We start from the raw sequence: 23,745 nt of genomic DNA, 5'->3' as shown, positions 1-23,745 counted from the left end.
CCTCTAAAACGGAAAAACCCGAGGTGTGATCAGCACCGTTAGCCCCCAAAACATCAGGTTGAATGGAATGCCCACCCGCATGAAGTCGGTGAACTTGTAGCCGCCGGGGCCATAGACCATGAGGTTGGTCTGGTACCCAATGGGTGTGCTAAAGCTGGCCGAAGCCCCAATCATGATCGCCACCGCAAAGGGGATAAAGCTCACCCCCAGGCTCTGGGATAGCGACAGGGCAATGGGAAACACCACCGCCGCCGCCGCATTGTTGGTGATCACCTCCGTCAGCAGGGTGGTGATGGCATAGATGACGGCTAGGGCTGTCCAGGGGTTGTTGCCCGCTAACCCCAACACCGACAGCGAGAAAGCTTCGGCGGCACCGGTGACCTCTAGGGCTTTGCCCAACGCCAGAGCCGCCGCTACCACCAGCAGCACCGACCAGTCGATCGCCCGAAACCCTTGCTGAAACGAGCAGCACCCGGTGACGACCATCAGCACTGCCGCCAGGGAAGCAGCATGGAGCATGTCCATCCAGCCGAAGGTGGCCAGGGCCACCATCAGCCCCAAAATGCCAAAGGCGATCGCAGCCTTGTCGTGGCGCAGCGGGTCAGAGTTAGGAATGGGGCTAACCAGGTAAAAATCGCGGGAGGCGCGGCGCTCTTCGAGGAAGGACGGGTTGGCCTCTAGCAGCAGGGTGTCGCCAGGACGCAGGCGAATATCGCCAATTTTGCCGGGTAGACGCTCGCCGTTGCGACCTACGGCCAGCACCACCGCGCCGTAGCGGCTGCGAAACTGGCCCTGGCGAATGGTCACCCCTACCAGAGGGCAGGTGTTAGACACTACGGCTTCGAGCAGCGATCGCTCGGAGCGAGGCGAGTCGAGCTTAAATACCTGGTCGGTAGCCGGTTGCAACCCGCGAATTTGGTTGAGATCTACGATTGAATCAACCATGCCCACAAACACCAGCTGGTCGCGATCGCGCAGCACCTCCTGGGGCGTCACCACTGTCAACAACTGCTCACCCCGCTGAATTTCGGTTAGGTATAGCCCCGGCAGATGCCGCAGCCCGGCCTGCTCCACGGTTTTCCCCGCCAGGGGGCTGTGGTCTTCTACCACCATTTCGACCGTGTACTCGCGGGGGTCGTCGGTTTCGGTGATGGCGGGTTTGCGGGTGGGCAGCAGCCACCGCTGGGCCAAAATCAGCATCAGGCTACCGGCCACGGCACAGGGCACCCCCACCGGCAACAGGTCAAACATTCGCAGCCCCGGCAGATCAGTCTCGGCGATCAGCAGGCCATTCACCACCAGGTTAGTACTGGTGCCAATTAGAGTGCACATGCCCCCCATAATCGCCGCATAGCTGAGGGGTATCATCAGCTTCGAAGGGCTGATCCGCAGCTTGCGGCACCAGTCGCCCACCGCCGGAATAAACATTGCCACAATCGGCGTGTTGTTTAAAAAGGCGCTCAGGCTCACCACCGGTACAATCAGCCGAATCAAGGCCTGAGTTTGCCCCTTGGGCATACCCAACACCGTGCGCGACACCACATCTAGCCCGCCCGTCTGTTGCAGCCCCGCCACCACCACATAGAGCACCGCCACGGTAACCATGCCAGGGTTGCTAAAGCCTGCTAGCGCCGTTGAGGTATCTAGCACACCACTCAGCATTAGCACCGCCAGCGCCCCCAGGAAGATGGCCTCTGCGGCCAAACTGGTGAGGGCGTTGCACAAAAACGCGGCCAGGGTAACGGCGATCGCCAGCCACCCTGGCCAGCCCAGTTGACTGGCGGAGAGGGCCATCGCCACACCGATACCAAGACTGGTAATAGCCAGCCCGATCAGCCCTAGCCCAAGACCGCTAAACCGATTGCGGGGAGGAGACACCACCAGACCAACGTCAGACCGATCTTGACTCGAAAACCGTTCGTCTTGCATTTCAGATATATTTCGACTGAACTTCGATTAGGCTGATCTTTGACTGATGCAATTATGCCTGAGAGGGAGTGATCTTCTCTAGCCACATCACCACCAACCAACCCGCTAAGTCCAATACTGGCAGCAAGAATACCGGAGATTTTTGTGGCCTCCCGACGCCGCAGGCTCTGCGACCCTAAATGGGGCTATCTTCTCTCCCAAAAATCTCCTAAGTTCACGCCATTTTGGGCAAGCACCGCAGTTTCGAGGGAGAATAGAACCGTCCGGCATCGACAACACCCCATGGCAAAGGCAAAAAGCCCCAGTTTGACTTCCAAAACAATTGAGACGTTGACGACCCAAAGCTTTTTGTTCCGTGGGCTAGGGCAAGACCCGCTGCTGTGCGACCTCGATCCCGATTTGCTGGTGCACGAGAAACTCTACTCCAATCGCCCGGTGTACACCGCTTTTCGGCCCCACACCTGGCAAGAACATCTATATGTTGTTGTCGATGGCGGCCCGGTCATTATGCACAGCACCCCCCTCGACCGGGTAATTGCCATGACCTACCCCGGCGGCTGCTTTGGCATGCGCAGTTTGCCTGTGGGCGTGGGTGCAGCGACGCGGGCCTTTCCCAGTTTGGTCGAAGCTTACAAGACCACCAACGTGATCAAGATACCGGTGCAGGTGGTGCAAGATCTCTACGATCAAAATGAAACGTTTCGCGATCGCTACACCCTGCTGTTTGAGCTGCGCGAAAAGTTTCAGTACCACCTGCTCAATTGCAGTACCTACCCCCCCCAGGCGGTAGCGGCGGTGCTGCGGGGGCTGATCTTTCAAGAGCGTAGCCTGGGTGCCCAGCCCCAAGGCACCAAAATTGAATACGTGTTTGACCTGCCCATCGACCTGATCGCCCGGGCCTGCCAGCTCAACCACCGCACCGTGGAGCAAGTGCTCAAGGGGCTAGCCAAGGCCAGCTATATCAAGACTGACAGACTAACCGACTCCGCCAATGACCTGGTGAAGGTGATCGACCCCGAGGGGCTCAAAGAAGTCTACGGTGCCACCCGCGACAAAGTTTCCTGGTGGCCGCTGAAGTAAAGGCAATATGACTGCGAGCGTCACGGGATTTACTGGTCAGAGATAGTCGGCTCCTTAATACCTTCACAGCCTTACCAGAGTATTGAATGATGGAGGTAGTGGATTTTTGCTATCCAAACTTGAGCAGTGGACTTGCTCTATATGAAAAACTTCACCTAGTTCCACGCTTTTCTCTCACCAGCCTATAGGACGAAACTCTATGACCAGCTTTCCCATTGATCTGGGCGCATATCAGCGAATTTCTCTCGATGCGTCTAACCCCACCCTCACCGACGAGCAGCGCAGCGCTCTGGCGGCCAACATTCAGCTGTGTCGGGATGCGATCGTGTTCTTTACCGCCACGGGCGCGGCGCGGGGCGTGGGCGGTCACACCGGCGGCCCCTACGACACCGTGCCTGAGGTGATGATTCTCGACGCCCTGTTTCGCGGCGCGGGCGACAAGTACGTGCCGATTTTCTTTGACGAGGCAGGGCACCGGGTGGCTACCCAATACCTGATGTCGGTGCTCAACGGCGACATGCCCGCCGAGCAGCTGATGCAGTACCGCGCCGCCAACGAAAAGCTGCCCGGCCACCCCGAGCTGGGGCTGACCCCCGGCGTCAAGTTTAGCTCCGGGCGGTTGGGCCACATGTGGCCCTACGTCAACGGTGTGGCCCTGGCCAACCCCGGCAAAGTCGCCTTCTGCCTCGGCTCTGACGGTGCCCAGCAGGAGGGCGACGACGCTGAGGCGGCCCGCTTTGCGGTGGCGAACCACGTCAACGTCAAGATTTTGGTGGATGACAACGACGTGACGATCGCCGGTCACCCCTCCCAGTACATGGGCGGTTACAGCGTCAAGAAAACCCTAGAGGGCCACGGCCTGACGGTGCTAGAGGGCGACGGCGAAGACCTCGACGGCCTCTACGCCAACATCTGCAAGGCGATCAACACCCCCGGCCCGGTGGCGGTGATCAACAAGCGCAAGATGGCGGTGGGCATCGAGGGTATTGAGGGCAGCACCCACGGCCACGATGTGATCTCGGTGAAGGCGGCGATCGCCTACCTGACCGCCAAGGGCCACACCGCTGCTGTAGAAATTCTCGAAGGCATCGAGACCCCCAAGAACACCTACGAGTTCATGGGCTCGTCTAAGAACGTGGGCGCTAACCGCAACGTGTTTGGCGACGCCATGGTCGAAGTGCTGGGCGAGATGGATGAAATGGCTCGCAAAGAGAGCGTGCTGGTGGTCGATAGCGACCTAGAAGGCTCCTGCGGCCTGGCCCAGATTCGCAAGGCCTACCCCGAGATCTTCATCAGCGGCGGCATTATGGAGCGGGGCAACCTGTCGGCGGCGGCGGGCTTTGGCATGGCCGAGGGCAAGCAGGGCGTATTCGCTACCTTCGCCGCGTTCCTAGAGATGTGCATTTCTGAGATCACCATGGCCCGGTTGAACTACTCCAACCTGCTGTGCCACTTCTCCCACTCGGGCATCGACGACATGGCCGACAACACCTGCCACTTCGGCCTCAACAACTTCTTTGCCGACAACGGCCTCGATGACGGCTACGACACCAAGCTCTACTTCCCCGCCGACCCCAACCAGATGAAGGCCTGCGTCAAGAAGGTGTTCCACGACCCCGGTCTGCGCTTCATCTTCTCGACCCGTTCGAAGGTGCCGATGATTCTCGACGCCGACGGCAACGAGTTCTTTGGCGGCGACTACACCTTTACCCCCGGTAAAGATGAGGTGATCCGTGAGGGCACGGCCGGTTACATCGTCACCTTTGGCGACTCGCTCTACCGCGCCCTCGATGCCGTGGAGCGGCTGAAGCAGCAGGGCATCGACGTGGGCCTGATCAACAAGGCCACCTTGAATGTGGTGGATGAGGAGACCATGGCCAAGGTGGGCAAAGCTCCCTTTGTGCTGGTGACCGAGGCCTTTAACCGCAAGACCGGTTTGGGCAGCCGCTTTGGCTCCTGGCTGCTAGAGCGGGGCTACACGCCCAAGTTTGCCCACATTGGTACCCACCACGAGGGCAGCGGCGGCCTGTGGGAGCAGTTTATTCACCAGGGCATTGACCCCGATGGCATTATGGCCAAAGTGAAGGAACTGGTGGGTTAGATCCCCTTCGAAACCTCCAGATCCCAGGGTTCTTTAAGAACCCTGGGATCTTTTCTTTTGCTGTGGAAAATTGGTTAAAAGCGGGGCTGCCCAGACAACCACCGCCTTTGAGGGTGAGCTGACCAAGGGTGGCAGCAGGAACCGAGTTTTACAAAACCCTCACTCCAGCTTCTAGCCTGGGCAGACCATTAGTCTTCGTGGTCGTCAAAGGGGTCGGCTAGCTGCTTAGACGGGGGGCCAAAAGACATATATACTGAGTAACCGGTCACTGCGACCAAAACAGTCGCAACTGAGATGATAAGAACTGTTGCAGGTTCCATAGGATTTATGAGAATGGGAAACCTCTCCATCCTATAATATTACGAACTATAAAGTGTTGATTGTGGAAGGATCCATGGCACAACGGACTAGGTTAGGTGACGTGTTGAAGCCCCTAAACTCTGAGTATGGCAAAGTAGCTCCAGGCTGGGGCACTACGCCGCTCATGGCGGTTTTCATCGGTCTGTTCTTCGTGTTCTTGCTGATTATTTTGCAGCTGTACAATTCTTCCATCGTGCTAGACAGCTTTGATGTTGACTGGCGCAGTGTGGGTCTCTAGGGGTTTTGTAGATCGGCCCTTGTGGGTTTGACTCTAATAGCTTGCCATCACAATTTGGATCTAAGAATCCAAAATTTGCCCGTCTGAGGCTGGCGTAGACCCTTGACTACCCAGCCTTTTTGCTTTTTGATGCACAGCAGTAGTTCACGCAGCAGTTAGTGTTGGCGAGGGTTGATCGATGAACGTATTTGGTGTGGGTTTGCCAGAGATGGCGTTAATCCTAGTGTTGGCTCTGCTGGTTTTTGGCCCTAAGAAGCTACCAGAGATAGGCCGCAGCATGGGCAAGGCAATCAAGGGTTTTCAAGACGCCTCTCGCGAGTTTGAAGAGGAGTTTAAGAAAGAAGCCCAGCAGATTGAAAAGGCGGTAACTGCTCCCATGAAGGCTACCCTCGAACCCGATACTCAGAAGGTGCTGACCCCTCCCGAAGCCACTACAGAGGTTGGGGCTGACAGTGCAGCGACCTCTGGCACAGATGCTGCAGTCCCTTCTAGCGAGGCCAACGACAGTACCCCGGCAGAGGCTGTCCCTGGCGTGCCTGACTCTGCCGCCTAGGCCAGACGGAGCTATGGCTGAAGAACTCTCTACCCCGGTGCCCTGCCTAATTGTAGGGCTGGGCAATCCGGGAGATAAGTACGTGGGCACCCGCCACAACATTGGCTTTGAGGTGGTCGATCGCCTCTCTAAGGCCTGGGCCATCTCCCTTAAAGACGAGCGGCGGTTTAATGGTGAGTATGGGGCTGGGTTTGGCCCCCGGCGACAAAAGGTCTACCTGCTCAAACCCCTCACCTTTATGAATCGCTCAGGACAGTCGATGCGGGCGGTAGTAGACTGGCTCAAACTAGAGCCCAGGCAGGTCTTAGTTGTCTACGACGATATGGATTTGCCGGTGGGGCGGCTGCGGCTGCGACTGTCTGGGTCAGCCGGGGGACACAACGGTATGAAGTCTGCCATTGCCCACCTCGGTACCCAAGACTTTTGTCGCCTACGCATTGGCATTGGGGCCAGTCAGCGGCAGGGCGATCAAGCGGTAGTCTCCCACGTGCTGGGCAATTTCTCCAAGGTTGAGCGCAGTACCATGGATGCGGTGGTGGATACGGCCCTACGCACCATCGAAAAAGCTATGACTGACGACGTCGAAAAGGCCATGAGCCTCTACAACAGCGTAGACCTCAGCGATCGCTAGCCGCCCACCTCAAGGGCGTATTGGCATCAACGTTTGTGTGCTGGCCCCGTCAACGTTTAGTAAAGCGCCGACAGAAATTAAACATCGTCTCTCCGTGAATTTGCTAGTATGCGTAGTATCTAAAGAAGGGCGCAGGTCTGTGTGTCTAGATCTCGATCTAGAGCTGACCTAGCGCCATGGGTGTCTACCGCTCCAGGCTGATTGTGTGCCCACCACCCATGGCAGGTTTTGAGAATGAAGATGTTTTTTGCGCTGGCACCAGCGCTGGCGTTTACGGCGATCGCAGCCTGGTCAACCGGGGCCGAGGCCGCCAACTTGCTAAAAAACCCCGGTTTTGAAACGGGAGATTTCACCGGCTGGAGCGGCGATCGCAATAGTGCTGTAACTGCCATACCCGGTTTCATTCCAGAGACCATCCTCACGGGCAACTACGGAGCGAGGATTTTCCCTGGGGATGGGGCCAGCACCCCGATTTTCTTGTTTCAGCAGTTCACGATTCCCAACGCGGTCGATCAACTCAGGTTTGGCGGCAACCTGCGGTTTTTCTCCTTCAATACCTTTCAAGACAACCGCGACCAAGGGTTGATTTGGTTCCACATCATGGCGGGGCCTTCGGTTATCTTGGGTGCCGAGGTCAACGGACTCAGCTCTTCTCTAGCTAGCAATGGAGCCCAAGCCAGCGACTGGCTCTTTTTTGAGGATGTGGTAAATGTGGCGGGACTGGGTGGCCAGGACGCTTTTTTGAGCCTGATCTTTCGGGACTTGGGAGTGCGGCAAGATACGGCCTTGGCCTTTGACGACCTGTTTGTCGAGGTGGTGCCCGTGCCGACTCCAGCCCTGGCTCCAGGGTTGGCGGGCCTAGGCCTAGCGCTGTGGCGCAAAAAAGCTGGGTCAAACCAAGCTTAAATGCTGCTTTGGCTAGTTCGCTGAAGATAGCGGTAATCGACAATCGCCAAGGCTCAGGTGGCAAATTGGCCTATGGCCATCGCTCTAAATGTGGTGGCGTAACCATAATGTCGATGGCTATAGGGGGCCTCTCGGCCCTGGCTTACCCCTCGATGACTGCACCCAGGTTAATTGCTAAAAAATGTACAGTCTTGGGAATTTCCGATTGCCGGCGGGCAAGCTAAAGGCTGAATGCTAGATCAGCCCCCGGAGCTTTGTCGATGAACAGCAAACGCGCCCCCCGCAGAATTTTTCCCAAGGTGAGCACGATGCCGCGCCCGGCCACCGAAGCGGCGCAGTATCTCGATATGTATAAGCTCACGGTCGAGAAGACGCGCCTCGAGCAGGAGCTAGAGTACATCGATAGTCGGCGACAACAGCTCTGCGATCGCCTAGCCGAAATCAAGCAAGCAACCGATCTGCTTGACGCCAACGCCACCACCCTGCGCCAGACGACCCCATCTGCCGCTGCCAAGCCGTCCCAGGGCATCAGCTTTGCCCCGAGTGCCAATGTATACCTGCCTGAGCGCGCCACCCGCGAGGTGCCCCAAGACTACAGCATGCTGACGTTGGACTATTAATACCCATCGTCCCCGGCTTCTGGACAGCAAAATCAGACTTAGAACCCTTGCTATCATCCGGTTGTAGGACTTGACCAGAAGAGTCAGCTCCCAGCAGGAGACAGCCGCTAGAATTGGATAATGAAGCAAGTCCTGCTGTTCCTCATCCACGGCTATCGGCAACTCATTTCGCCGCTGTTGCCGCCGACCTGCCGGTTTAACCCGACCTGTTCGCAGTACGCCCTGACGGCGATCGAGCGGTTTGGCCCGGCAAAAGGCAGCTGGCTAGCGGCGCGACGCATCACTCGTTGCCACCCGTTTCACCCCGGCGGCTATGACCCTGTACCAGAGCAGGCCAGCCCAGAGGGTCATAGAGGAGAGCCGCATAGAGAAAAGGTGCATGAAGAGTAGGCTGGCCTACCCTCAGGGCTCGCCAGGATGCGTCACGCCCAATGGGACGCATCCTGACGAGCGTTAAATCGTTGCAACTATAGGACGCTGAGGGCGCTGCGAACTATCTAAGCTTGACCATCGCCGACGATCGCCCGCATGCCTTCCAGAGTTGCTGGAATGCTCTTTGGATCCATAAACATCACCTTGCTGCTGTCGCTGCTGCCAATTTTCAGCCCCATTTCCAGATAGTGCTGGGCGAGGATAAACTGTAGCGCCTCGCGGGTGCCAGGGTCAGCGGCCAGGGTTTTGGCGATTACCTGCATGGCCTCAGCGGTGCCCTGAGCTTGGAGCAGCTGTTCTTGGCGTAGAGCCTGGGCACGCAGCACAATGGTCTTTTGCTGGGCTTCGGCATCTAAAAGCGCGGCTTTTTGACGAGCTTCGGCGTCTAAAACAGACGACTCCGCCCGACCCTTGGCGCTGTTCACTGCCGATTCGCGCTCACCTTCGGAGGTGAGGACGGCGGCCCGCTTTTTGCGCTCGGCGGCCATCTGTAATTCCATGGAATCTTGTACGGCCTTGGAGGGCACAATGTCGCGCAGCTCTACGCGGGTCACCTTCACCCCCCAGGGGTCGGTGGAGATATCTAGCTCGCGCAGCAGCAGTTCGTTGATCTCAGAGCGGGCGGTGAAGGTCTGGTCAAGCTCTAGCTGGCCCATCTCAGATCGAATCTGGGTCAGCACCAGGTTGACCATAGCCGATTGCAGGTTTTCGACCTTGTAGTAGGCCTTTTCCATATCCACAATGCGCCAGTAGACCACGGCATCTACCGTAATTGAGACGTTGTCGCGAGTAATGCACTGCTGGGGGGGAATGTCGAGCACCCGCTCCCGAATGGTCTGCTTAAACACCACTTTGTCGAGGAAGGGCACCAAAAAATTGAGGCCGGGGGTGAGCTTTTTGCCGTTGTATTTGCCCAGGGTTTCGACCAGGGCTTCGTCGCTCTGGTTGATGATCTTGACCGTGCTGGCGGCGATCGAGCCGCCAAAGATCAGCACCACTAGAAAACCAAATATGCCGCCCATAAAAATTTAAGTCCTTGAGTATTGTGCGAAACGGTTGCAGCCCAGTGAGACAACCTTTTAGGCGTGCAGGGCGCTCTCAGGCATGACGTAGAGGGTATTGCCCTTGCGCTGGACGACGACCACAGGCTGGTCGGCACCGATGGTAATGGTGTCGTCGTCGCAGCGGGCTTGCCAGGAGTTGCCTTCGTAGATCACCCGCCCGGTCTGCCCTGGAGGGATAGCGGTGAGAGTACGGGCCTCGGTCGACTCTTGCAGGCTGTAGGGGGTGCGCTTGGGCACAAACCGCCGCAGCAAGAAGATAAACACGAGAGCCAGCACTACCCAGGCCACAATCTGGAGGGTAAAGGAGGGCACCACCAGGGCAATGACGGCCACCGCAAAGGCGCTGAGACCCAGGGTAGACTCTACAAACCCCGTGGGCAAAAACAGCTCCATGAGGCAGAAAATGGCTCCGAGAATGGCCCAAAACAGAGGGTAGTTCATAGCAAGCTCGATAGGAACTTTGAGCCGTTGAGGGAGAGTGAGATTGACCAGGATTTGCTTCTGTCAGGATAAGGAATCTACGCAGAACGCTGATCCATGAAACCGAACCCAGGTTACCCTTCTGAAAGTCTCGCTATCCTCTAGGATAAATCTATCGTTAGGCCTGGGGCTTTTGGTGGCTTGATTACGTTGTTTTAATAGATGCCCAGGCGTTGCACTGTGCCGATAACCCCTATGAACCGTGTTGAGCGCCGACCCTCTCGCTACAAGCCTTACCTCTGGGCCGTAGGCACAGACCTGGAGACCCTGCCGGTCGGTGAACTGGTGGGACAGCGCTACCAAGTGGTGGGGCCGCATGTCTGGCTCGATACTCAGCCCGACGATCGCCCCAGCGACCCAGATACGTTTCCTCCAGAAGCCCAGCCCTACTTTAGGGCGCACCCCTACCGGCTCCACCTGCCGGGGCTTTACGCTGTGCTCGATCGCACCGGGGCCGCCCCAGTTTTGCTGCTCGACAATGCTCCGATTCACCCCCAGGCGGGAGAACTGCTGCCAGCGCTAGAAGCGGGGTTGTTTAGCGCGTCGCCTCTGCGCCAGGCTAACTGGCTCTGGCAGCTCTGGACGCTATGGGGCACCCTGGGTGAGCTAGGCCTGGCTGGGAATTTGCTGATCGCCGGTAACCTGCGAGTCGATGGCTGGCGGCTGCGGCTGCTGGAGCTAGAGGCCGATGCTGAACCGCCAGAGCTGGCGGATCTGGTGGAGCTGTGGCGATCGCTCCTGTCTCCCCTTCATATAGCGGTGTCTGAACCGCTGCGATCGCTCGTCAATCAGATCGACGCTGGCACCCTCGACCTGGCCACCCTCGACCTCGAGCTCAACCAGATTTTGCTCCGCCAGGCGGCCACCGTCACCACCCGCATCGCCCTCTCGGGGGCCACCGCCCAGGGGCCTACCCAGCCCCGCAACGAAGATGTCTGCTGGCCCCAAGGCACCCAGCCCGAAGGATCTCAATCGTTGCAGGTGGCGATAGTTTGCGATGGCGTTGGCGGCCACGAGGGGGGCGAAATCGCCAGCCAGCTGGCAGTGCAGTCATTGCAAATCCAGCTCCAGGCGCTGCTGGCCGAGACCCAAACAGAAATGCGGGTGGTGCCCTCCCAGGTGATCATTCAGCAGATCGAGGCGGTGATTCGCATCGTCAATGAGCTGATCAGTTTTCAAAATGACAACCACGGCTGGGTGGGTCGCCAGCGCATGGGCACCACCCTGGTGATGGCGGTGGTGATTCCCCAGCGGGTGCAGACCGACGACGGCTGGGAACGGGTGAACGAAGTTTACCTGGCCCACGTGGGCGACAGCCGCGCCTACTGGATTACCCCCGACTATTGCCACCAGCTCACCGTAGATGACGACATTGCCGGGCGCGAGGTGATCGCCGGTCGTCAGACCTGGCCCGTAGCCCTAGAGCGCAGCGACGCCAGTGCCCTGACCCAGGCCATTGGCACCCGCAGCGGCGACCACCTGACGCCCCACATTCAGCGGTTTATGTTTGATGAGACGGGCATTTTGCTGCTGTGCTCCGATGGTCTCAGCGACAACTACCGCATCGAAGATGCCTGGGCCAACTATATTGGCTTGATTATTAAAGACATTGTCACCCTCGACTCGGCGGTAGCGTCGTGGATTGAGCTGGCCAACCAAAAAAATGGCCACGACAATACTGCTGTGGTGCTGATGCAGCACAAGCTTTTGACCCCAACCCAGGTGCAGGCCGATCTCGAAACGCCGGTCACTGCCGGAGCCCAGCAAGAAACGGCATCCCCCACTGGGGCCAAGCTCTATGGCGAAAGCCAGGACGAAGACGAGGTGGCCGCAGTGGCCGTCGACCCCAAATCGCCCCATGGTGTGCCCCGCTGGATTTTGGCGGTGTCAGGGTCGGCGCTGCTGGTGGGCCTGCTGGGCTGGTGGTGGTTGGCCAGCCGTGCTCCCCAGGAGCCGGAGCCGCCGGGGGAAACGCTGGAGCAGGTGGCTCCCTAGGGGGTGTGGGGGCGTACGGCTGTGTGCCCGTACGAGGTGTTGGGCGAATCGGGGTGATGGTGGGACTTTTTGGCGATGGCTTTGGGAATCCCTGGGAGTCGCTGCTGGCGGGGCCAATGCAGGGCTGGCTGGCCCAGCACCCGTGGTTTGGCTGGCTGGTGGGGCACCCCCTGTGGACGCTGGGGCTGGGGTTGGTGGGGCTGTTATTGTTTGCGGGGCTGTGGAGCGCGATCGCCCGGTTGACCGAGGGCTTTTGGCTGGCTCTGGTAGGGTTGCCCTTTCGGCTCAGTGGCTGGCTGTTTGGGGCGGTGTCGGGGTTGCTGGTGCAGTGGTGGGCAAAGCCTGCGGCCTTTGAGGAGAGTGGCGATCGCCTGGATGAAATTTTGGGTCGGCTAGCAACTCTGCAAACCGAACAGGAGACGTTGCTGGCGGAGATGCGTCAGATCTTAGAGAAACGCGGCAGCGCGAAACCCTAGCCCAGGGACAGGAAATCTAGAACTATGTTTTTGTTTTTGTCGAAGCTGCTGCCGCTGCTGATCTATCCCCTGGGGCTGGCCTGTGTGCTGCTAGGGCTAGCGCTGGTGTGGCTAAAGCGTCGGCCCCGGTGGGCGCGGGGGGCGATCGCAGGTGCCCTGGCGCTGCTGTTGCTGAGCAGCAACAACTGGGTGGCCACGGGGGTGCTGCGATCGCTGGAGTGGCGCTACCCTGACACGGTGAATTTGCCCTCTGCCGACGCCATCGTGGTGCTGGGTGGGGCCATTCACCCCCAGATACCGCCGCGATCGTGGGTGGAGGTGGCGGAGGAGGGCGATCGCGTGCTGCACGGGGCCAGGCTGTATCTGGCGGGCAAAGCGCCGCTGCTGGTGTTTAGCGGTGGACGCATTACCTGGGGCCAAGGCCAGCGCAAATCTGAAGCCGAAGACATGGCCGAGTTGGCCATGGCCCTGGGGGTGCCAGCCAGCGCCATTGCAATCGAACCCGACTCGCTCAACACCTTTGAGAATGCCACCTATATCAAGGCGCTGCTGAGCGATCGCGGTATCGATCAAATTTTGCTGGTCACCTCGGCCCTGCACATGCCCCGATCCCTAGCGATCTTCCAGCGGCAGGGCTTTGTGGCCACCCCGGCCCCCACCGACTTTCACGTGGTCGATGACCCCGTCGACCCAGAGTTTGTCACCTGGCAGGGCAAGCTGCTCAGCCTAGTCCCCCAAACCGAAAACCTTCACTACCTCACCCGAGCGCTGAAAGAATACATTGGCACTTTCATTTACTGGCTCCGGGGCTGGCTGTAGTCGCCTTCCCCAAGATAGGTTTGCCCTGGCGAACGGTCTGCTAGGTTTAAGCTGTTTGTTTAGACCATTGTTATGGCTTCTGTAGCTTCTCCTGGGCTTCACCACCAGGCCTATTCCCTCGATCACGCTGCCTGGGCCGACCTTTTGGCCACCACCGACAATCTGCTGATCATCCAAGACCTAGACGGGGTCTGTATGGAGCTGGTCAAAGATCCCCTCGATCGGGTGATAGATCTGAACTATGTCAGGGCCACTCAGCGCTTCGACGGTCACTTTTACGTGCTTACCAACGGCGAGCACAAGGGCAAGCGGGGGGTCAATGGCATTGTCGATCGCGCCCTGGGCAGTGCCAAAGTGGCCGAGTTAGAATGCTGCTACCTGCCAGGGCTGGCGGCGGGGGGCGTGCAGTGGCAGACCCGCGCCGGCGAGGTTAGCCATCCGGGGGTGAGTGCGGCGGAGCTGGCGTTTTTGGCGGCGGTGCCCGAGCAGATCGGCGATCGCCTGCGACAGTTCTTTGGGCGGCGGCAAGATTTTGCGGATCTAGCCCTGGAGCGGGCCATTGGGGCCACGGTGCTCGACAATGTTGCCTCTCCGACGGCAAATTTGAACACCTTTTTTCACCTGCTCAGCGACTGGCGGGCGGTGTATGTCGATCTCCAGTACGACATGGAGACCCTGATGGCAGACCTGCTGCGCGAGGCCGCCCGCCAGGGTTTGGCGGATTCATTTTTTGTGCACTACGCTCCCAACCGCGGGCGGGGGCCAGACGGCAAAGAGATTCTCTGGTTTGGCCAAGGCGATGAGTCGGGCACCACCGACTTTCAGTTCATGCTGCGGGGGGCGATCAAAGAGGCGGGGGTGTTGGCCCTGCTCAACCGTTACTATGCCGCCAAAACAGGAGAATTCCCTTTGGGAGAAGCCTTTAGCGTGCGCCAGGCACCCCACAGCCACGGCGAACTGCTAGATCTGGTGATTCAAAGTTTTGACCCGGCGCTGATGCCCACTCTGGTTGGGGTGGGCGATACGGTAACCAGCGCCGTGGTCATCGAAGATGGTCAGATGGTGGCCCAGCGCGGGGGCAGCGATCGCAATTTTCTCCACCTGATTCAAGCGATCGGGCAGCACTACGGCACCGGTAACGTGGTCACCTACGTCGACAGCAGCAGGGGTCAGCTCAAAAATCGCAGGGCGCTAAAACTAGAGGCTGGCAACGGCACCCCGGTAGTCACTGCTGGCCCCGGCGACCCGCGCGATACCGAAGATCCCTTAGTTCTCAACGTGGTCTTCCCCGGCGGCTATCGCCAGTACAGCCAAGTCTTTCAAGCGGCAGCGGCACAACGGCATCGATGACCCCAATCTCCACCGCCCATCGCCGCAAAGGAGATGACGCTTCAATAGCAGCTTTGGGGAATGGCGAGCCAGCTGGCCGTTCCAGGTTTGACGATAAACTGATCGCCTGTGTCATCAGCTAGCTGGCCAGCGCCATAAAAAATTGCTGAATTTCTCAACAGTCCATTGCCATTCGGGTCATTGCGACCCCCTAGGGCCATACACTAAAAAAGCTCTGCCCTTGCCCCATTGCAAATCTATTGCAACTGAAGGACTGCCCCAGGTCACATCTTGGCTTGTACTGGCGGCTGAGCTGACGCAGCGGAGCGTGCTGCGGGTGTTGTGGGTTCACAGGTGAGATCGATGAAGTTTCGCTCATTTATTCGTCCCCTGTCCATTGCCGCCGGGCTAGTGCTGGTCGTGGGGCTGGTTCTGCTGGGGCGCTTGACCCTCAATACTCCCCTCTATCTGCTAGAACGAGGCGGGCAAGGCCAGCCTATGGCCCTCCAGTTTGTACCCAAGCAGTCAACCGTAGTGGCCTCCGTACTGGTGCGCCCCGATCGCCTCGCCACCCTCTGGGAATATCTGGCCGCCCCTCGCCTCCGCCCAGCAGTGCAGCAAGACCAGGAGCGCATTGAGCAACTGCTGCTGGCCAATACCGGCCTGAGCTACAGCCGTGACATTCAACCCTGGCTGGGGGAAGAGGTGACGGCGGCGCTGGTCAGCCCCGATCTTGACCAAGACCCCACCAACGGCGAGACCCCTGGCTATCTGGTAGCTTTGGCCTGCGACGACAGCGCCCTAGCCCAGGCCACCCTAGAGCTGTACTGGCAAAATCGGGCGATCGCAGGCGATGCCCTGACCTTCGAAGACTTTTCCGGCAGTCGGCTAATCTACGCCCGCCAGAGAACGGAGCGATCGCCCAACGCCGACAGCCCTCAGCTCGCCACCGTGCTGGTGGCCAACCGCTATCTGCTGGCGGCCAACCACCCCGATGTGCTGCGCCAGGCCCTGACCGCTGCCCAATCCACCGATCTAAATCTCCAGGCCGATCGCCGCTACAAAACCGCTCTGCGATCGCTGCCCCAGCCCAGAATAGGGCTGCTGGCGCTCAACCTACCCGCCCTCAACCAGTGGTTACATCCTGAGGCGAGGGTCGAGCCCGTCGCCTTTGGCACCCTTGACGATCAGGTCGGCTGGGGGCTGCTGTCGTGGCAGCTCACTCGCCAGGGGCTGGTAGGCCATACAGCACTGCTAGCGGCCCAGGGTCACCGGCTCCACGCCCGCAGTCCCCAATCAGGAAATTGGGGGGCGATCGCCTCTTACCTGCCCGAGTCGCTGGCGGCAGCAGCGGTGGGGTCTGACCTGGCCACCCTGGGCCGCGATCTAAAGCCTCTGCTAACTCTGGTCTCTGCCTCAGGCGAGGGCACAGATATTCTCACTCGGCTGCTGGATGAAGCCTTAGGCACCGGAGCTGCCGCCCGCCTAGAAACTGGCATTGACCAGACCTATGCTGTCGGTCTCAAAGCCCCGGCTAGTTCAGACTCTGCCGAATGGTTGGTGGTAGCGCCCCAGAGCGAGAGTCTGACTGAGGCCTTAGCCTCTCTCACCGCTCTGACCCAGGCCTACGGTCTGAGTCAAGGCACCCTCGATTTGCAAGGTACCCCCGCGATCGCCTGGACTCGTCTGTCGCTCCCCGGTGGTCGCGGGGGCCAATCTCTTGCGGTGGTGGCCGAGGTGGCGGGGCTCCAGGCCCAGGTCGACCAGTACGAAGTGCTGACTGCCTCTCCATCCCTGCTCGAAGCTGTTCTACATCCCGAGGCGCAGCCCCGCCGACTTCCCAGCTGGTGGCCCCTGGCCACAGAACAGCCCGGCAGCGGTTACATTCATATTGACTGGCCCCAGATTCAGCCGGTAGCCCAGCTCCCTCAGTGGCGGCTGTGGAGTACCGCCGCCCAGCCTGTTCTCAAGCATCTACGCGAGATTACTCTGGTCAGCGGCGATCGCAGCGAGTCGATGCAGACCGGCCAAATTTTGGTCCAGCTCAGCAACCAATAGCAGCTATAACAGACGTGACTAACGCTACCCCGGAGACCAATCTTGCGATCGCATCTCTGCTGGCCGATCATCTAGCGGGCCATGACCTAGACCTTGCCCAGCTCCAGCAGCTTCTAACCTGGGAGCTGGCCGACCCCCAACGGGCGTCGGCCTGGGGCATCACCCCCGATAACGGCATGGCTAAACTGCAAGAGCGGCTCGAATGGCTCAGGGCGATCGCTCCCCACCACCGCGCTCTGCCCCTCCCTGCTGCCCCCATCGATCGCTACCTGCCTCTGTACTGGCAACTCTGGCTGCCGCTGGCCGTCACCCTCAAACAGGCCCGTGAGCAGATCCAGGCACCGCTGATCCAGGGCATCTTGGGTGTACAGGGCACTGGCAAGACGACCCTCACCCTGATCTTGCAGCACCTGTTAGCGGTGATGGGCCATAAAGCCGTTGGCCTCTCTATCGACGATATCTACAAAACCTACGGCGATCGCCAGCAGCTCGTGCAGACCGACTCTCGCCTGCGCTGGCGCGGCCCGCCGGGCACCCACGATATTGACCTGGCCCTCGCGGCCATCACTCACATTCGCTCGGCGGCAGCGGGGGAGGCGGTAGCGCTGCCCCAGTTTGACAAGTCATTGCACGGCGGAGAGGGCGATCGCATTGACCCAGTCTGGGTGCAAAATGTCGATATATTGCTGTTTGAAGGCTGGTTTTTAGGCGCTCGGCCCATCGACCCTGCACAATTTGACCAGGCTCCGGCCCCCATCACCACCGAGGCCGATCGCCAGTTTGCCCGCGATATGAATGCCCAACTGGCCACCTACCTGCCCCTGTGGGATGCCCTCGATCGCCTCATGGTGCTCTGCCCAGCCGACTATCGCCTCAGCAAACAGTGGCGCAAAGACGCCGAGCACCAGATGAAAGCCCAGGGCAAAACCGGTATGGACGACGCCACCATTGATGAATTTGTCGACTACTTCTGGCGAGCGCTACACCCAGAGTTATTTATTCCGCCCCTCAAGCGCGACGCCGATCACGTCAATCTAGTCGTTGAGATTGGTTCCGATCGATGTCCTACGGCTATTTATTCGCCAACATTAGCTATGATTTAGTCATAGACATGATTGGAGGCGAGGCGTTGGCTTCTAGAGCAATCCTGCGGGAAGCATCTTAAGTTGTTGACCGCTGTTATTGAGTTTATTTTTGATTAAAGGATTATGTTTTTATTATGAGTTCTAATATTCAGATCGTTGAGCCTGCCGGCATTTTAGATAGCACCCAGGCCGAGGAGTTTCGGTTGAGAGTAGAGCAGCTCTTGCAGGAGGGAGCCGACGTTATTTTAGTTGACCTCAAAGACATTACCTTTATCGATAGCTCTGGTCTGGGTACCCTGGTTGTGCTGCTCAAGAAGGTGCGGAGCTTAAGTCGCCATCTTTATATTTGCTCCATCAACGATCAGGTGCGTATGCTCTTCGAACTCACCAGCATGGATCGAGTTTTTGAAGTATACGAAGACCGTAAAGACTTTGAGGAGAAATGGCATGAATAGAGCCACAGAAAGGTCACCTAGGAGAGGCTAAAGGGGGGGCACAAAAGAAGGTGCTAGCTTTAATCCAGCGACTGCATCCGGTTTAGGTGGTCACCGCTTACTATTGAGAAAACTGTCTTTTCAAGAGTTATATAGGCAGCGACCGCTGGCAACTTCAGTCAAGACTTACCATCATCAAAGACATGTCATCGCTAGCAGTTTCTCCCGCCTGGCGCTGGATGACGGCCTCTAAAATGTGATCTACGTTTTTCTTACGCGTGGCTAACGCCAGTAGATCTACAAAAGCGTCGAGGCCAATATATTGCTCATTGTCTTGGAGCACCTCGTAGAGGCCGTCACTAAATAGGTAAAGGCTACTGTTGGGTGGTAGAGAGCACCGCTGCCACTCATACTTGGCATCGGGCAGCATCCCGACCGGCATGCCTCGGGTACGCAGTCGGGTTGTGGTCACCTGCTGGTTATCATCAATCGAGACCAGTACTGCCGGGGGGTGCCCGGCGCTGGCGTAGAGCAGCTGGCGGTTAGCGCAGTTGAGTACGCCGTACCAAATAGTAAAATACTTCTGGTTTTGGTCACTCATTTGAAAGGTTTCATTGAGTGCTCGCAGCACTTTTTCGGGGCGATAAAAGCTGACGTCGGGCAGAGACTGCGATCGCAGCACATTTAGCACCGAGGTCGACAGCAGCGCTGACCCCAGCCCGTGCCCCGACACATCCAGCAGATATATGACCAGGTAGTCTGGGTCGAGCCAGTAGTAGTCATAACAGTCGCCACCCAGCTGCTGGGAAGGCAAAAACCGCGACTGAATTGGCACCCGACCCTCTTGGTCGTCGGGCAAGAGCGATCGCACATAGCCCTCAGCTTCGGCCATTTCGGCCTCCATGCGGTGCTTTTGCTGGCGTAGATCTTGGGTAAGCTGGTAAATTCGCAGCCCCGCCCGCACCCGAGCATTGAGTTCGTTGATATCAACGGGCTTAGACAGCAGGTCATCGGCCCCCATCTCTAGTCCTTTAACCCGGTCAGCGGTGCTGTAGCGAGCCGTCAACATCAGCAGCGAGGTGATCGACAGCACCGGATGATGCTTGAGGGTTCTACAAATTTCCTGCCCGTTAATGGCACCGGGCAAGTTCCAGTCGCAGATCACTACCCCCGGCAGCAGTTTCTCAGCCATGGCCAACCCCTCAGCCCCACTACGGGCCGTGGTGACGCTGTAGCCCTGCTGTTTAAGGGCGCTGACCAGAAACTGCTCCGTGGCGGCATCATGCTCAATGATAAGAATGTCGATCATGCTGCACTTTTTGACCCAGGGCGTAACCGCATCGTCACCTATGGGGATAACAGGGAGAGACAGGGCACAGAGATAGCTGGCTCAGAGCCAGGTCTGACCCAGCACGACTTATCAACCCACTGCCTAGCCTAATCCTAAACCACCACCCCAGGGGGCTTTATGAAGATCCTACGCGATCTGGCATTGGGGCGACCCGCTGGCACCCGCCCGCCTTGCCTCCAAAGGGTTTCTATCGGCCCAGATGTAGAGCAAATAGCCCTAAAGCAAGCTGCCGATCGCTACCTTTGCCCAGACAACTTTTTATGAAAGGTGCGGTGGGCTACTGTGAGCGCTGTGTCAGTCTGTTAGTCATAACTCAAGTAAACTCTATGCGGGTCAACTCTAGGGTTATATCCAGGTCAGTAATGATGCCCCAGGCCCCAAAAATGGCCAACTGGCTTTGTCATAGGGCAGTTGGCTCTGCCAGCACCGTACTTCCTAGGGCAAATCTGGCAGACATCCTGTTACTACTGCGTAGAGATGGACACTAGGTCGACCTATCTATGGACACCTTGGTTATGAATTCAGCCACCTGCCCGCTGCCGACCAGCTGCGTCGTCCCAGTCTATAAGTCGCCCAAAGACTATCAGGCTTTTCGCATCAGCCCCGGCGACAGCAACCGGCTGGCCCTGGTGTTTGACCCTACCATTGCCGGCATGTCGTTGACCTACTGCGTGGAAATTTTTGATGTCGGCGGCAAAACGCCCCCCAACCGACACCAATTGGCGGTGGAAATGTTCTTTGTGCTCAAGGGCGAAGGCTGCGCCACCTGCGACGGCAAACCTGTCGCTATCCGCGCCGGAGACAGCATTTTAGTGCCTCCCAACGGCGTACATGTCGTCGAGAATACTGGCCCTAGCCGACTCTATACCCTGTGCATCATGGTGCCCAACGAAGACTTTGCCGAACTCATTCGCAGCGGCACCCCAGTAGAGCTAGACGACGAAGATCTAGCGGTATTGGGCCGACGAGATGCCGACAGTTCTGCGGGGATATAGTACTTGGCTAGCTTGCGTTCCTCTGGTCCCTACGCGGTAGCACCCAGGCAGACTGCTAGCCTAGCTGTGCCATCTGCAAAGCCTGGTGAAATGGCTAGCTCGATCAACCTCGATGCTGATCTCTACTACCCCTTGGGAGCAGGGCCATTTCCAGTGTTGCTGATGCGCCAGCCCTACGGTCGCGCGATCGCCTCTACTGTGGTCTACGCCCACCCCACCTGGTACGCCAGCCAGGGCTATATTGTGGTGATTCAAGATGTGCGGGGGCGGGGCACCTCTGGGGGTGAGTTTGACCTGTTTCGCCATGAGGCCAACGACGGCTACGCCACGGTGCAGTGGGCGGCAGGGTTACCCCAGAGCAGTGGCGCTGTGGGTATGTATGGCTTTTCGTACCAGGGCATGACCCAGCTCTACGCAGCGGCGATGGCCCCGCCTGCCCTCAGGGCGATCGCCCCCGCCATGGTGGGCTACGACCCCTACGCCGACTGGGCCTACGAAAATGGTGCCCTACCCCTGCAAATTGGCCTAGGCTGGGCTCTCCAGCTCGCCGCCGAAACCGCCCGACTGCGGGGAGATGCCGAGGCCTACCAGGCTCTGCGCCAGGCCGCCCACACCCTGCCCCTCAGCCAGGCCACCCCAGCCCGGCCCCAGGTGCTTCAGACCTATGCCCCAGACTCGTTTTTTCACCAGTGGCTCGACCATCCCCAGGCCGATCGCTACTGGCAGACCCTCCAGCCCGATCTGACCGCCGTAGATTTGCCCATGCTGCACATTGGCGGCTGGTTTGACCCCTACCTGCGGGGCAATCTGCGCCTATATCAACAGATGGTGGCCCAGAGCAAAGCCCCACAGCGCCTGTGGATTGGCCCCTGGGGGCACCTGCCCTGGGGGCGACGGATCGGCGAACTAGATTTTGGCCCCGAGGCCGATCGCTCCATCGATCGTCTCCAAATCCGCTGGTTTGACCGGTTCTTAAAGGATCAGGCCATGGACGGTAGCTCTGAACCAGCGGTGCAACTCTTTGTCATGGGGCTCAACCAGTGGCAGGGGCGCGATCGCTGGCCGTCCCCGATCCAACAGCCTTTTTACCTCCGCAGCACCGGCCTCGCCGGTATGGTTGGAGACGACGGCAGCCTCAACCCTAAACTGCCCCAGGGGCCATCAACCCCTCCCTCTAGCGATCAGCCTTTCACCGATGGGATGGTCACCAATGGGATGGTCACCGATGTAATTGTCCATGACCCCTGGCGACCGGTACCCTCCCTGGGCGGCCATTGTGGCCTGCCCCCCGGCCCCTTTGACCGCTCTGCTCTCGACTGCCGCACCGATGTGCTCACCTACACCACCGCTGTGCTCGACGCTGACCTCAGACTCGTGGGCACCCCGAGAGCAAGTCTTTATTGCTGGGCCGATGCTCCCAGCTTTGACCTCAGCGTTGTGCTCTCTGAGGTGCATAGCAATGGCCGTGTAGTCAATCTGACCCAGGGGCAGATTCGTTTAGATCAGCCTCCCAATCATGACTCTACTCCCCTAAACATTTCCCTAGATCTCCAGCCCACAGCCTGGGTTATCCCTCCTGGACACCGCCTGCGTCTGAGCATAGCGGCCGCCTGCTTTCCTGCCTACGCCGTCAATAGCGGCACCGGGGTCGGGCCAGATTGCCCTCAGATTGACCATCGCATTATCACCGTGACCCTAGCCCATGGCTCGGCCCATCCCTCCTGCATTTATCTACCGGTGGATTAGCGGGGGATAGGCCTCATGTCAATCCGCTAGCACGGCATAGACGATTGACATAAACGTAAAGAAACAAAAAAATCGGCCCCCCATTGGAAGCCGATTAGGTGATACTAAATATCTACGTTGTTCTCTCAATCTGGAAGAAACCACTAGAAACTAGGCACTTAACAGCCAGTGCCGACCCTAGACAATTCTTCCTGTGGAGGGCTCTCATCTCCTCCGTTTCCCATTGTAACAATAACAACAGATTTTCAATAACACAATCTCTGCTGATTGTGTGTGGATTCGATAACCTAGGCTAATGAGCAGATGTACTCAGAAGCCGCTTGGCCCTCTAGCAGCGGGTCTCTAGGTATTGGCCAATCATGACTTCTGCCCCTGCGCGCGAGATCACGGTTTGGCGGGTGCGGTAGCGCTGACCGATCAGACGAATTTCTTCTTCAAAGCTAGAGTCGTTGTATCGAGTTTTGAGTACCAGAGTGCGGTTGTCGTTGAAGTGGTACTGGGCGGTGACTGGCTTGGTGGTGGCAAAACCGCGATCGCGATACAGCGTCTGACCCCGCACCCCAAAGATAGTGCTGCCCTTAACGGGCTTTTTGCCCGTGCCCACATAGTCGCTCTCCCAGGTGACTGTGGTGCCGCAGATTAGGGGGCGATTGTCCTCTAGCTGGTGCAGATCGGCTAGATGAAGCAACTCTGCCGCCCCCGCCGCCAAAAAATTAATCGCAATTTGGCTTACCACCTGCTGGGTTTCGCCGCTTTCAAGGGTGTAGTAGCGCCGCTCCGATCGCCAGTCTCCGGCGGTGTCTTGAAAGAAAGCCTGTACCAGAGGCTCGGCGAGGATACGGGCGGTATCAGCAGAAAAAGGCATAGTCAATCATCCAGGCGAACGGGCTTAGAAAAAAACGATACAGAGCGAAAGAAGTCAATTCATAAATCTGAATTGTTGCATTTCTTAATGCCAGCTTCTTCATCATAGTGGGCAGGCTCGCCCCCGACAATTACCCGGTGGGGTGACGGGAGAAGCTTGCCGCTGATTTTACGCAGTCCTTCAGAAGATTCTGTAAGC

At 58.4% G+C, this 23,745-nt stretch carries 23 protein-coding genes; 17 read left to right on the top strand and 6 right to left on the bottom strand.

All coding sequences use genetic code 11. The features are described from left to right. Positions 1–3: 3 nt before the first annotated feature. Positions 4–1,794, bottom strand: coding sequence for an SLC13 family permease (locus tag AC0QKW_RS14770; protein WP_473151873.1), 1,791 nt, complete (start codon positions 1,792–1,794; stop codon positions 4–6). 417 nt (positions 1,795–2,211) lie between these two features. Here AC0QKW_RS14770 and AC0QKW_RS14765 point away from each other — a divergent pair, with 417 nt between their 5' ends. Together AC0QKW_RS14765 and AC0QKW_RS14760 are read left to right on the top strand one after the other, a co-directional pair. Then, positions 2,212–3,009 carry a cyclic nucleotide-binding domain-containing protein gene (locus tag AC0QKW_RS14765; protein ID WP_473151837.1) on the top strand — a complete coding sequence of 266 codons (798 nt, stop codon included), beginning with the start codon at positions 2,212–2,214 and terminating at the stop codon, positions 3,007–3,009. Positions 3,010–3,208: 199 nt separating this feature from the next. Beyond that, positions 3,209–5,110 carry a transketolase C-terminal domain-containing protein gene (locus AC0QKW_RS14760; protein WP_473151836.1) on the top strand — a complete coding sequence of 634 codons (1,902 nt, stop codon included), beginning with the start codon at positions 3,209–3,211 and terminating at the stop codon, positions 5,108–5,110. A gap of 188 nt (positions 5,111–5,298) precedes the next feature. Here AC0QKW_RS14760 and psbN read toward each other — a convergent pair whose 3' ends face one another. Then, a complete protein-coding gene (gene psbN, locus AC0QKW_RS14755; protein WP_040697336.1) occupies positions 5,299–5,430 on the bottom strand; it encodes a photosystem II reaction center protein PsbN in 132 nt (43 codons plus the stop codon). A gap of 74 nt (positions 5,431–5,504) precedes the next feature. Between psbN and psbH the strand changes: the two genes are divergently transcribed. The 6 genes from psbH (at position 5,505) to yidD (ending at position 8,808) form a co-directional block, all read left to right on the top strand. Beyond that, positions 5,505–5,708, top strand: coding sequence for a photosystem II reaction center phosphoprotein PsbH (gene psbH / locus AC0QKW_RS14750; protein WP_473151835.1), 204 nt, complete (start codon positions 5,505–5,507; stop codon positions 5,706–5,708). A gap of 178 nt (positions 5,709–5,886) precedes the next feature. Beyond that, complete coding sequence (locus AC0QKW_RS14745; RefSeq protein WP_473151834.1) at positions 5,887–6,261, top strand: TatA/E family twin arginine-targeting protein translocase; 375 nt, start codon at positions 5,887–5,889, stop codon at positions 6,259–6,261. 13 nt (positions 6,262–6,274) lie between these two features. Beyond that, on the top strand, positions 6,275–6,892 hold the full coding sequence (gene pth / locus AC0QKW_RS14740) for an aminoacyl-tRNA hydrolase (protein ID WP_473151833.1): 618 nt from the start codon (positions 6,275–6,277) through the stop codon (positions 6,890–6,892). A 234-nt stretch (positions 6,893–7,126) separates the two neighbouring features. Then, positions 7,127–7,798, top strand: coding sequence for a PTPA-CTERM sorting domain-containing protein (locus AC0QKW_RS14735; RefSeq protein ID WP_473151832.1), 672 nt, complete (start codon positions 7,127–7,129; stop codon positions 7,796–7,798). Between the two features lie 260 nt (positions 7,799–8,058). Beyond that, the gene (locus AC0QKW_RS14730) at positions 8,059–8,418 is read left to right on the top strand and encodes a hypothetical protein (RefSeq protein WP_473151831.1); all 360 of its coding nucleotides are present in this window, start codon (positions 8,059–8,061) and stop codon (positions 8,416–8,418) included. Between the two features lie 120 nt (positions 8,419–8,538). After that, positions 8,539–8,808 (top strand): membrane protein insertion efficiency factor YidD, encoded by a 270-nt coding sequence (gene yidD, locus AC0QKW_RS14725; RefSeq protein ID WP_473151830.1) that lies wholly within the window; start codon positions 8,539–8,541, stop codon positions 8,806–8,808. A gap of 107 nt (positions 8,809–8,915) precedes the next feature. On the opposite strand, the gene AC0QKW_RS14720 is transcribed toward yidD, so the two are convergent. After that, positions 8,916–9,872 (bottom strand): SPFH domain-containing protein, encoded by a 957-nt coding sequence (locus AC0QKW_RS14720; RefSeq protein ID WP_473151829.1) that lies wholly within the window; start codon positions 9,870–9,872, stop codon positions 8,916–8,918. Positions 9,873–9,929: 57 nt separating this feature from the next. Beyond that, the gene (locus AC0QKW_RS14715) at positions 9,930–10,355 is read right to left on the bottom strand and encodes an NfeD family protein (protein ID WP_473151828.1); all 426 of its coding nucleotides are present in this window, start codon (positions 10,353–10,355) and stop codon (positions 9,930–9,932) included. A 234-nt stretch (positions 10,356–10,589) separates the two neighbouring features. Between AC0QKW_RS14715 and AC0QKW_RS14710 the strand changes: the two genes are divergently transcribed. From AC0QKW_RS14710 to AC0QKW_RS14680, 7 genes are all read left to right on the top strand, one after another. Then, on the top strand, positions 10,590–12,389 hold the full coding sequence (locus AC0QKW_RS14710; RefSeq protein WP_473151827.1) for a PP2C family protein-serine/threonine phosphatase: 1,800 nt from the start codon (positions 10,590–10,592) through the stop codon (positions 12,387–12,389). 23 nt (positions 12,390–12,412) lie between these two features. Next, on the top strand, positions 12,413–12,865 hold the full coding sequence (locus AC0QKW_RS14705; protein ID WP_473151826.1) for a hypothetical protein: 453 nt from the start codon (positions 12,413–12,415) through the stop codon (positions 12,863–12,865). 24 nt (positions 12,866–12,889) lie between these two features. Continuing rightward, a complete protein-coding gene (locus tag AC0QKW_RS14700) occupies positions 12,890–13,684 on the top strand; it encodes a YdcF family protein (protein WP_473151825.1) in 795 nt (264 codons plus the stop codon). A 72-nt stretch (positions 13,685–13,756) separates the two neighbouring features. Then, the gene (gene stpA / locus AC0QKW_RS14695) at positions 13,757–15,034 is read left to right on the top strand and encodes a glucosylglycerol 3-phosphatase (protein WP_473151824.1); all 1,278 of its coding nucleotides are present in this window, start codon (positions 13,757–13,759) and stop codon (positions 15,032–15,034) included. Between the two features lie 342 nt (positions 15,035–15,376). Then, the gene (locus AC0QKW_RS14690) at positions 15,377–17,071 is read left to right on the top strand and encodes a DUF3352 domain-containing protein (protein WP_473151823.1); all 1,695 of its coding nucleotides are present in this window, start codon (positions 15,377–15,379) and stop codon (positions 17,069–17,071) included. Positions 17,072–17,085: 14 nt separating this feature from the next. Further along, a complete protein-coding gene (locus AC0QKW_RS14685; protein WP_473151822.1) occupies positions 17,086–18,174 on the top strand; it encodes a glycerate kinase in 1,089 nt (362 codons plus the stop codon). 116 nt (positions 18,175–18,290) lie between these two features. Further along, positions 18,291–18,611, top strand: coding sequence for an STAS domain-containing protein (locus AC0QKW_RS14680; protein WP_473151821.1), 321 nt, complete (start codon positions 18,291–18,293; stop codon positions 18,609–18,611). A gap of 154 nt (positions 18,612–18,765) precedes the next feature. Here AC0QKW_RS14680 and AC0QKW_RS14675 read toward each other — a convergent pair whose 3' ends face one another. After that, positions 18,766–19,899: a SpoIIE family protein phosphatase gene (locus AC0QKW_RS14675; protein ID WP_473151820.1), complete on the bottom strand. Its 1,134-nt coding sequence runs from the start codon at positions 19,897–19,899 to the stop codon at positions 18,766–18,768. A 542-nt stretch (positions 19,900–20,441) separates the two neighbouring features. Between AC0QKW_RS14675 and AC0QKW_RS14670 the strand changes: the two genes are divergently transcribed. Further along, a complete protein-coding gene (locus AC0QKW_RS14670; RefSeq protein ID WP_473151819.1) occupies positions 20,442–20,936 on the top strand; it encodes a cupin domain-containing protein in 495 nt (164 codons plus the stop codon). Between the two features lie 90 nt (positions 20,937–21,026). Continuing rightward, positions 21,027–22,682 (top strand): CocE/NonD family hydrolase, encoded by a 1,656-nt coding sequence (locus AC0QKW_RS14665; protein ID WP_473151818.1) that lies wholly within the window; start codon positions 21,027–21,029, stop codon positions 22,680–22,682. Positions 22,683–23,010: 328 nt separating this feature from the next. Here AC0QKW_RS14665 and AC0QKW_RS14660 read toward each other — a convergent pair whose 3' ends face one another. Continuing rightward, complete coding sequence (locus AC0QKW_RS14660; RefSeq protein WP_473151817.1) at positions 23,011–23,547, bottom strand: phycobiliprotein lyase; 537 nt, start codon at positions 23,545–23,547, stop codon at positions 23,011–23,013. Positions 23,548–23,745 lie beyond the last annotated feature (198 nt).

Source organism: Pseudanabaena sp. PCC 9330 (assembly GCF_055795045.1).
The sequence above is the reverse complement of the archived record's forward strand: the minus strand, read 5'-3'. Positions and strand labels throughout refer to the sequence as shown.

Excerpts from the sequence above, each read along its gene's own strand:
- AC0QKW_RS14770 (WP_473151873.1), bottom strand. The coding sequence starts at position 1,794 with ATGGCCCTCTCCGCCAGTCAACTGGGCTGGCCAGGGTGGCTGGCGATC.
- AC0QKW_RS14765 (WP_473151837.1), top strand. The coding sequence starts at position 2,212 with ATGGCAAAGGCAAAAAGCCCCAGTTTGACTTCCAAAACAATTGAGACG.
- AC0QKW_RS14760 (WP_473151836.1), top strand. The coding sequence starts at position 3,209 with ATGACCAGCTTTCCCATTGATCTGGGCGCATATCAGCGAATTTCTCTC.
- psbN (WP_040697336.1), bottom strand. The coding sequence starts at position 5,430 with ATGGAACCTGCAACAGTTCTTATCATCTCAGTTGCGACTGTTTTGGTC.
- psbH (WP_473151835.1), top strand. The coding sequence starts at position 5,505 with ATGGCACAACGGACTAGGTTAGGTGACGTGTTGAAGCCCCTAAACTCT.
- AC0QKW_RS14745 (WP_473151834.1), top strand. The coding sequence starts at position 5,887 with ATGAACGTATTTGGTGTGGGTTTGCCAGAGATGGCGTTAATCCTAGTG.
- pth (WP_473151833.1), top strand. The coding sequence starts at position 6,275 with ATGGCTGAAGAACTCTCTACCCCGGTGCCCTGCCTAATTGTAGGGCTG.
- AC0QKW_RS14735 (WP_473151832.1), top strand. The coding sequence starts at position 7,127 with ATGAAGATGTTTTTTGCGCTGGCACCAGCGCTGGCGTTTACGGCGATC.
- AC0QKW_RS14730 (WP_473151831.1), top strand. The coding sequence starts at position 8,059 with ATGAACAGCAAACGCGCCCCCCGCAGAATTTTTCCCAAGGTGAGCACG.
- yidD (WP_473151830.1), top strand. The coding sequence starts at position 8,539 with ATGAAGCAAGTCCTGCTGTTCCTCATCCACGGCTATCGGCAACTCATT.
- AC0QKW_RS14720 (WP_473151829.1), bottom strand. The coding sequence starts at position 9,872 with ATGGGCGGCATATTTGGTTTTCTAGTGGTGCTGATCTTTGGCGGCTCG.
- AC0QKW_RS14715 (WP_473151828.1), bottom strand. The coding sequence starts at position 10,355 with ATGAACTACCCTCTGTTTTGGGCCATTCTCGGAGCCATTTTCTGCCTC.
- AC0QKW_RS14710 (WP_473151827.1), top strand. The coding sequence starts at position 10,590 with ATGAACCGTGTTGAGCGCCGACCCTCTCGCTACAAGCCTTACCTCTGG.
- AC0QKW_RS14700 (WP_473151825.1), top strand. The coding sequence starts at position 12,890 with ATGTTTTTGTTTTTGTCGAAGCTGCTGCCGCTGCTGATCTATCCCCTG.
- stpA (WP_473151824.1), top strand. The coding sequence starts at position 13,757 with ATGGCTTCTGTAGCTTCTCCTGGGCTTCACCACCAGGCCTATTCCCTC.
- AC0QKW_RS14690 (WP_473151823.1), top strand. The coding sequence starts at position 15,377 with ATGAAGTTTCGCTCATTTATTCGTCCCCTGTCCATTGCCGCCGGGCTA.
- AC0QKW_RS14680 (WP_473151821.1), top strand. The coding sequence starts at position 18,291 with ATGAGTTCTAATATTCAGATCGTTGAGCCTGCCGGCATTTTAGATAGC.
- AC0QKW_RS14675 (WP_473151820.1), bottom strand. The coding sequence starts at position 19,899 with ATGATCGACATTCTTATCATTGAGCATGATGCCGCCACGGAGCAGTTT.
- AC0QKW_RS14670 (WP_473151819.1), top strand. The coding sequence starts at position 20,442 with ATGGACACCTTGGTTATGAATTCAGCCACCTGCCCGCTGCCGACCAGC.
- AC0QKW_RS14665 (WP_473151818.1), top strand. The coding sequence starts at position 21,027 with ATGGCTAGCTCGATCAACCTCGATGCTGATCTCTACTACCCCTTGGGA.
- AC0QKW_RS14660 (WP_473151817.1), bottom strand. The coding sequence starts at position 23,547 with ATGCCTTTTTCTGCTGATACCGCCCGTATCCTCGCCGAGCCTCTGGTA.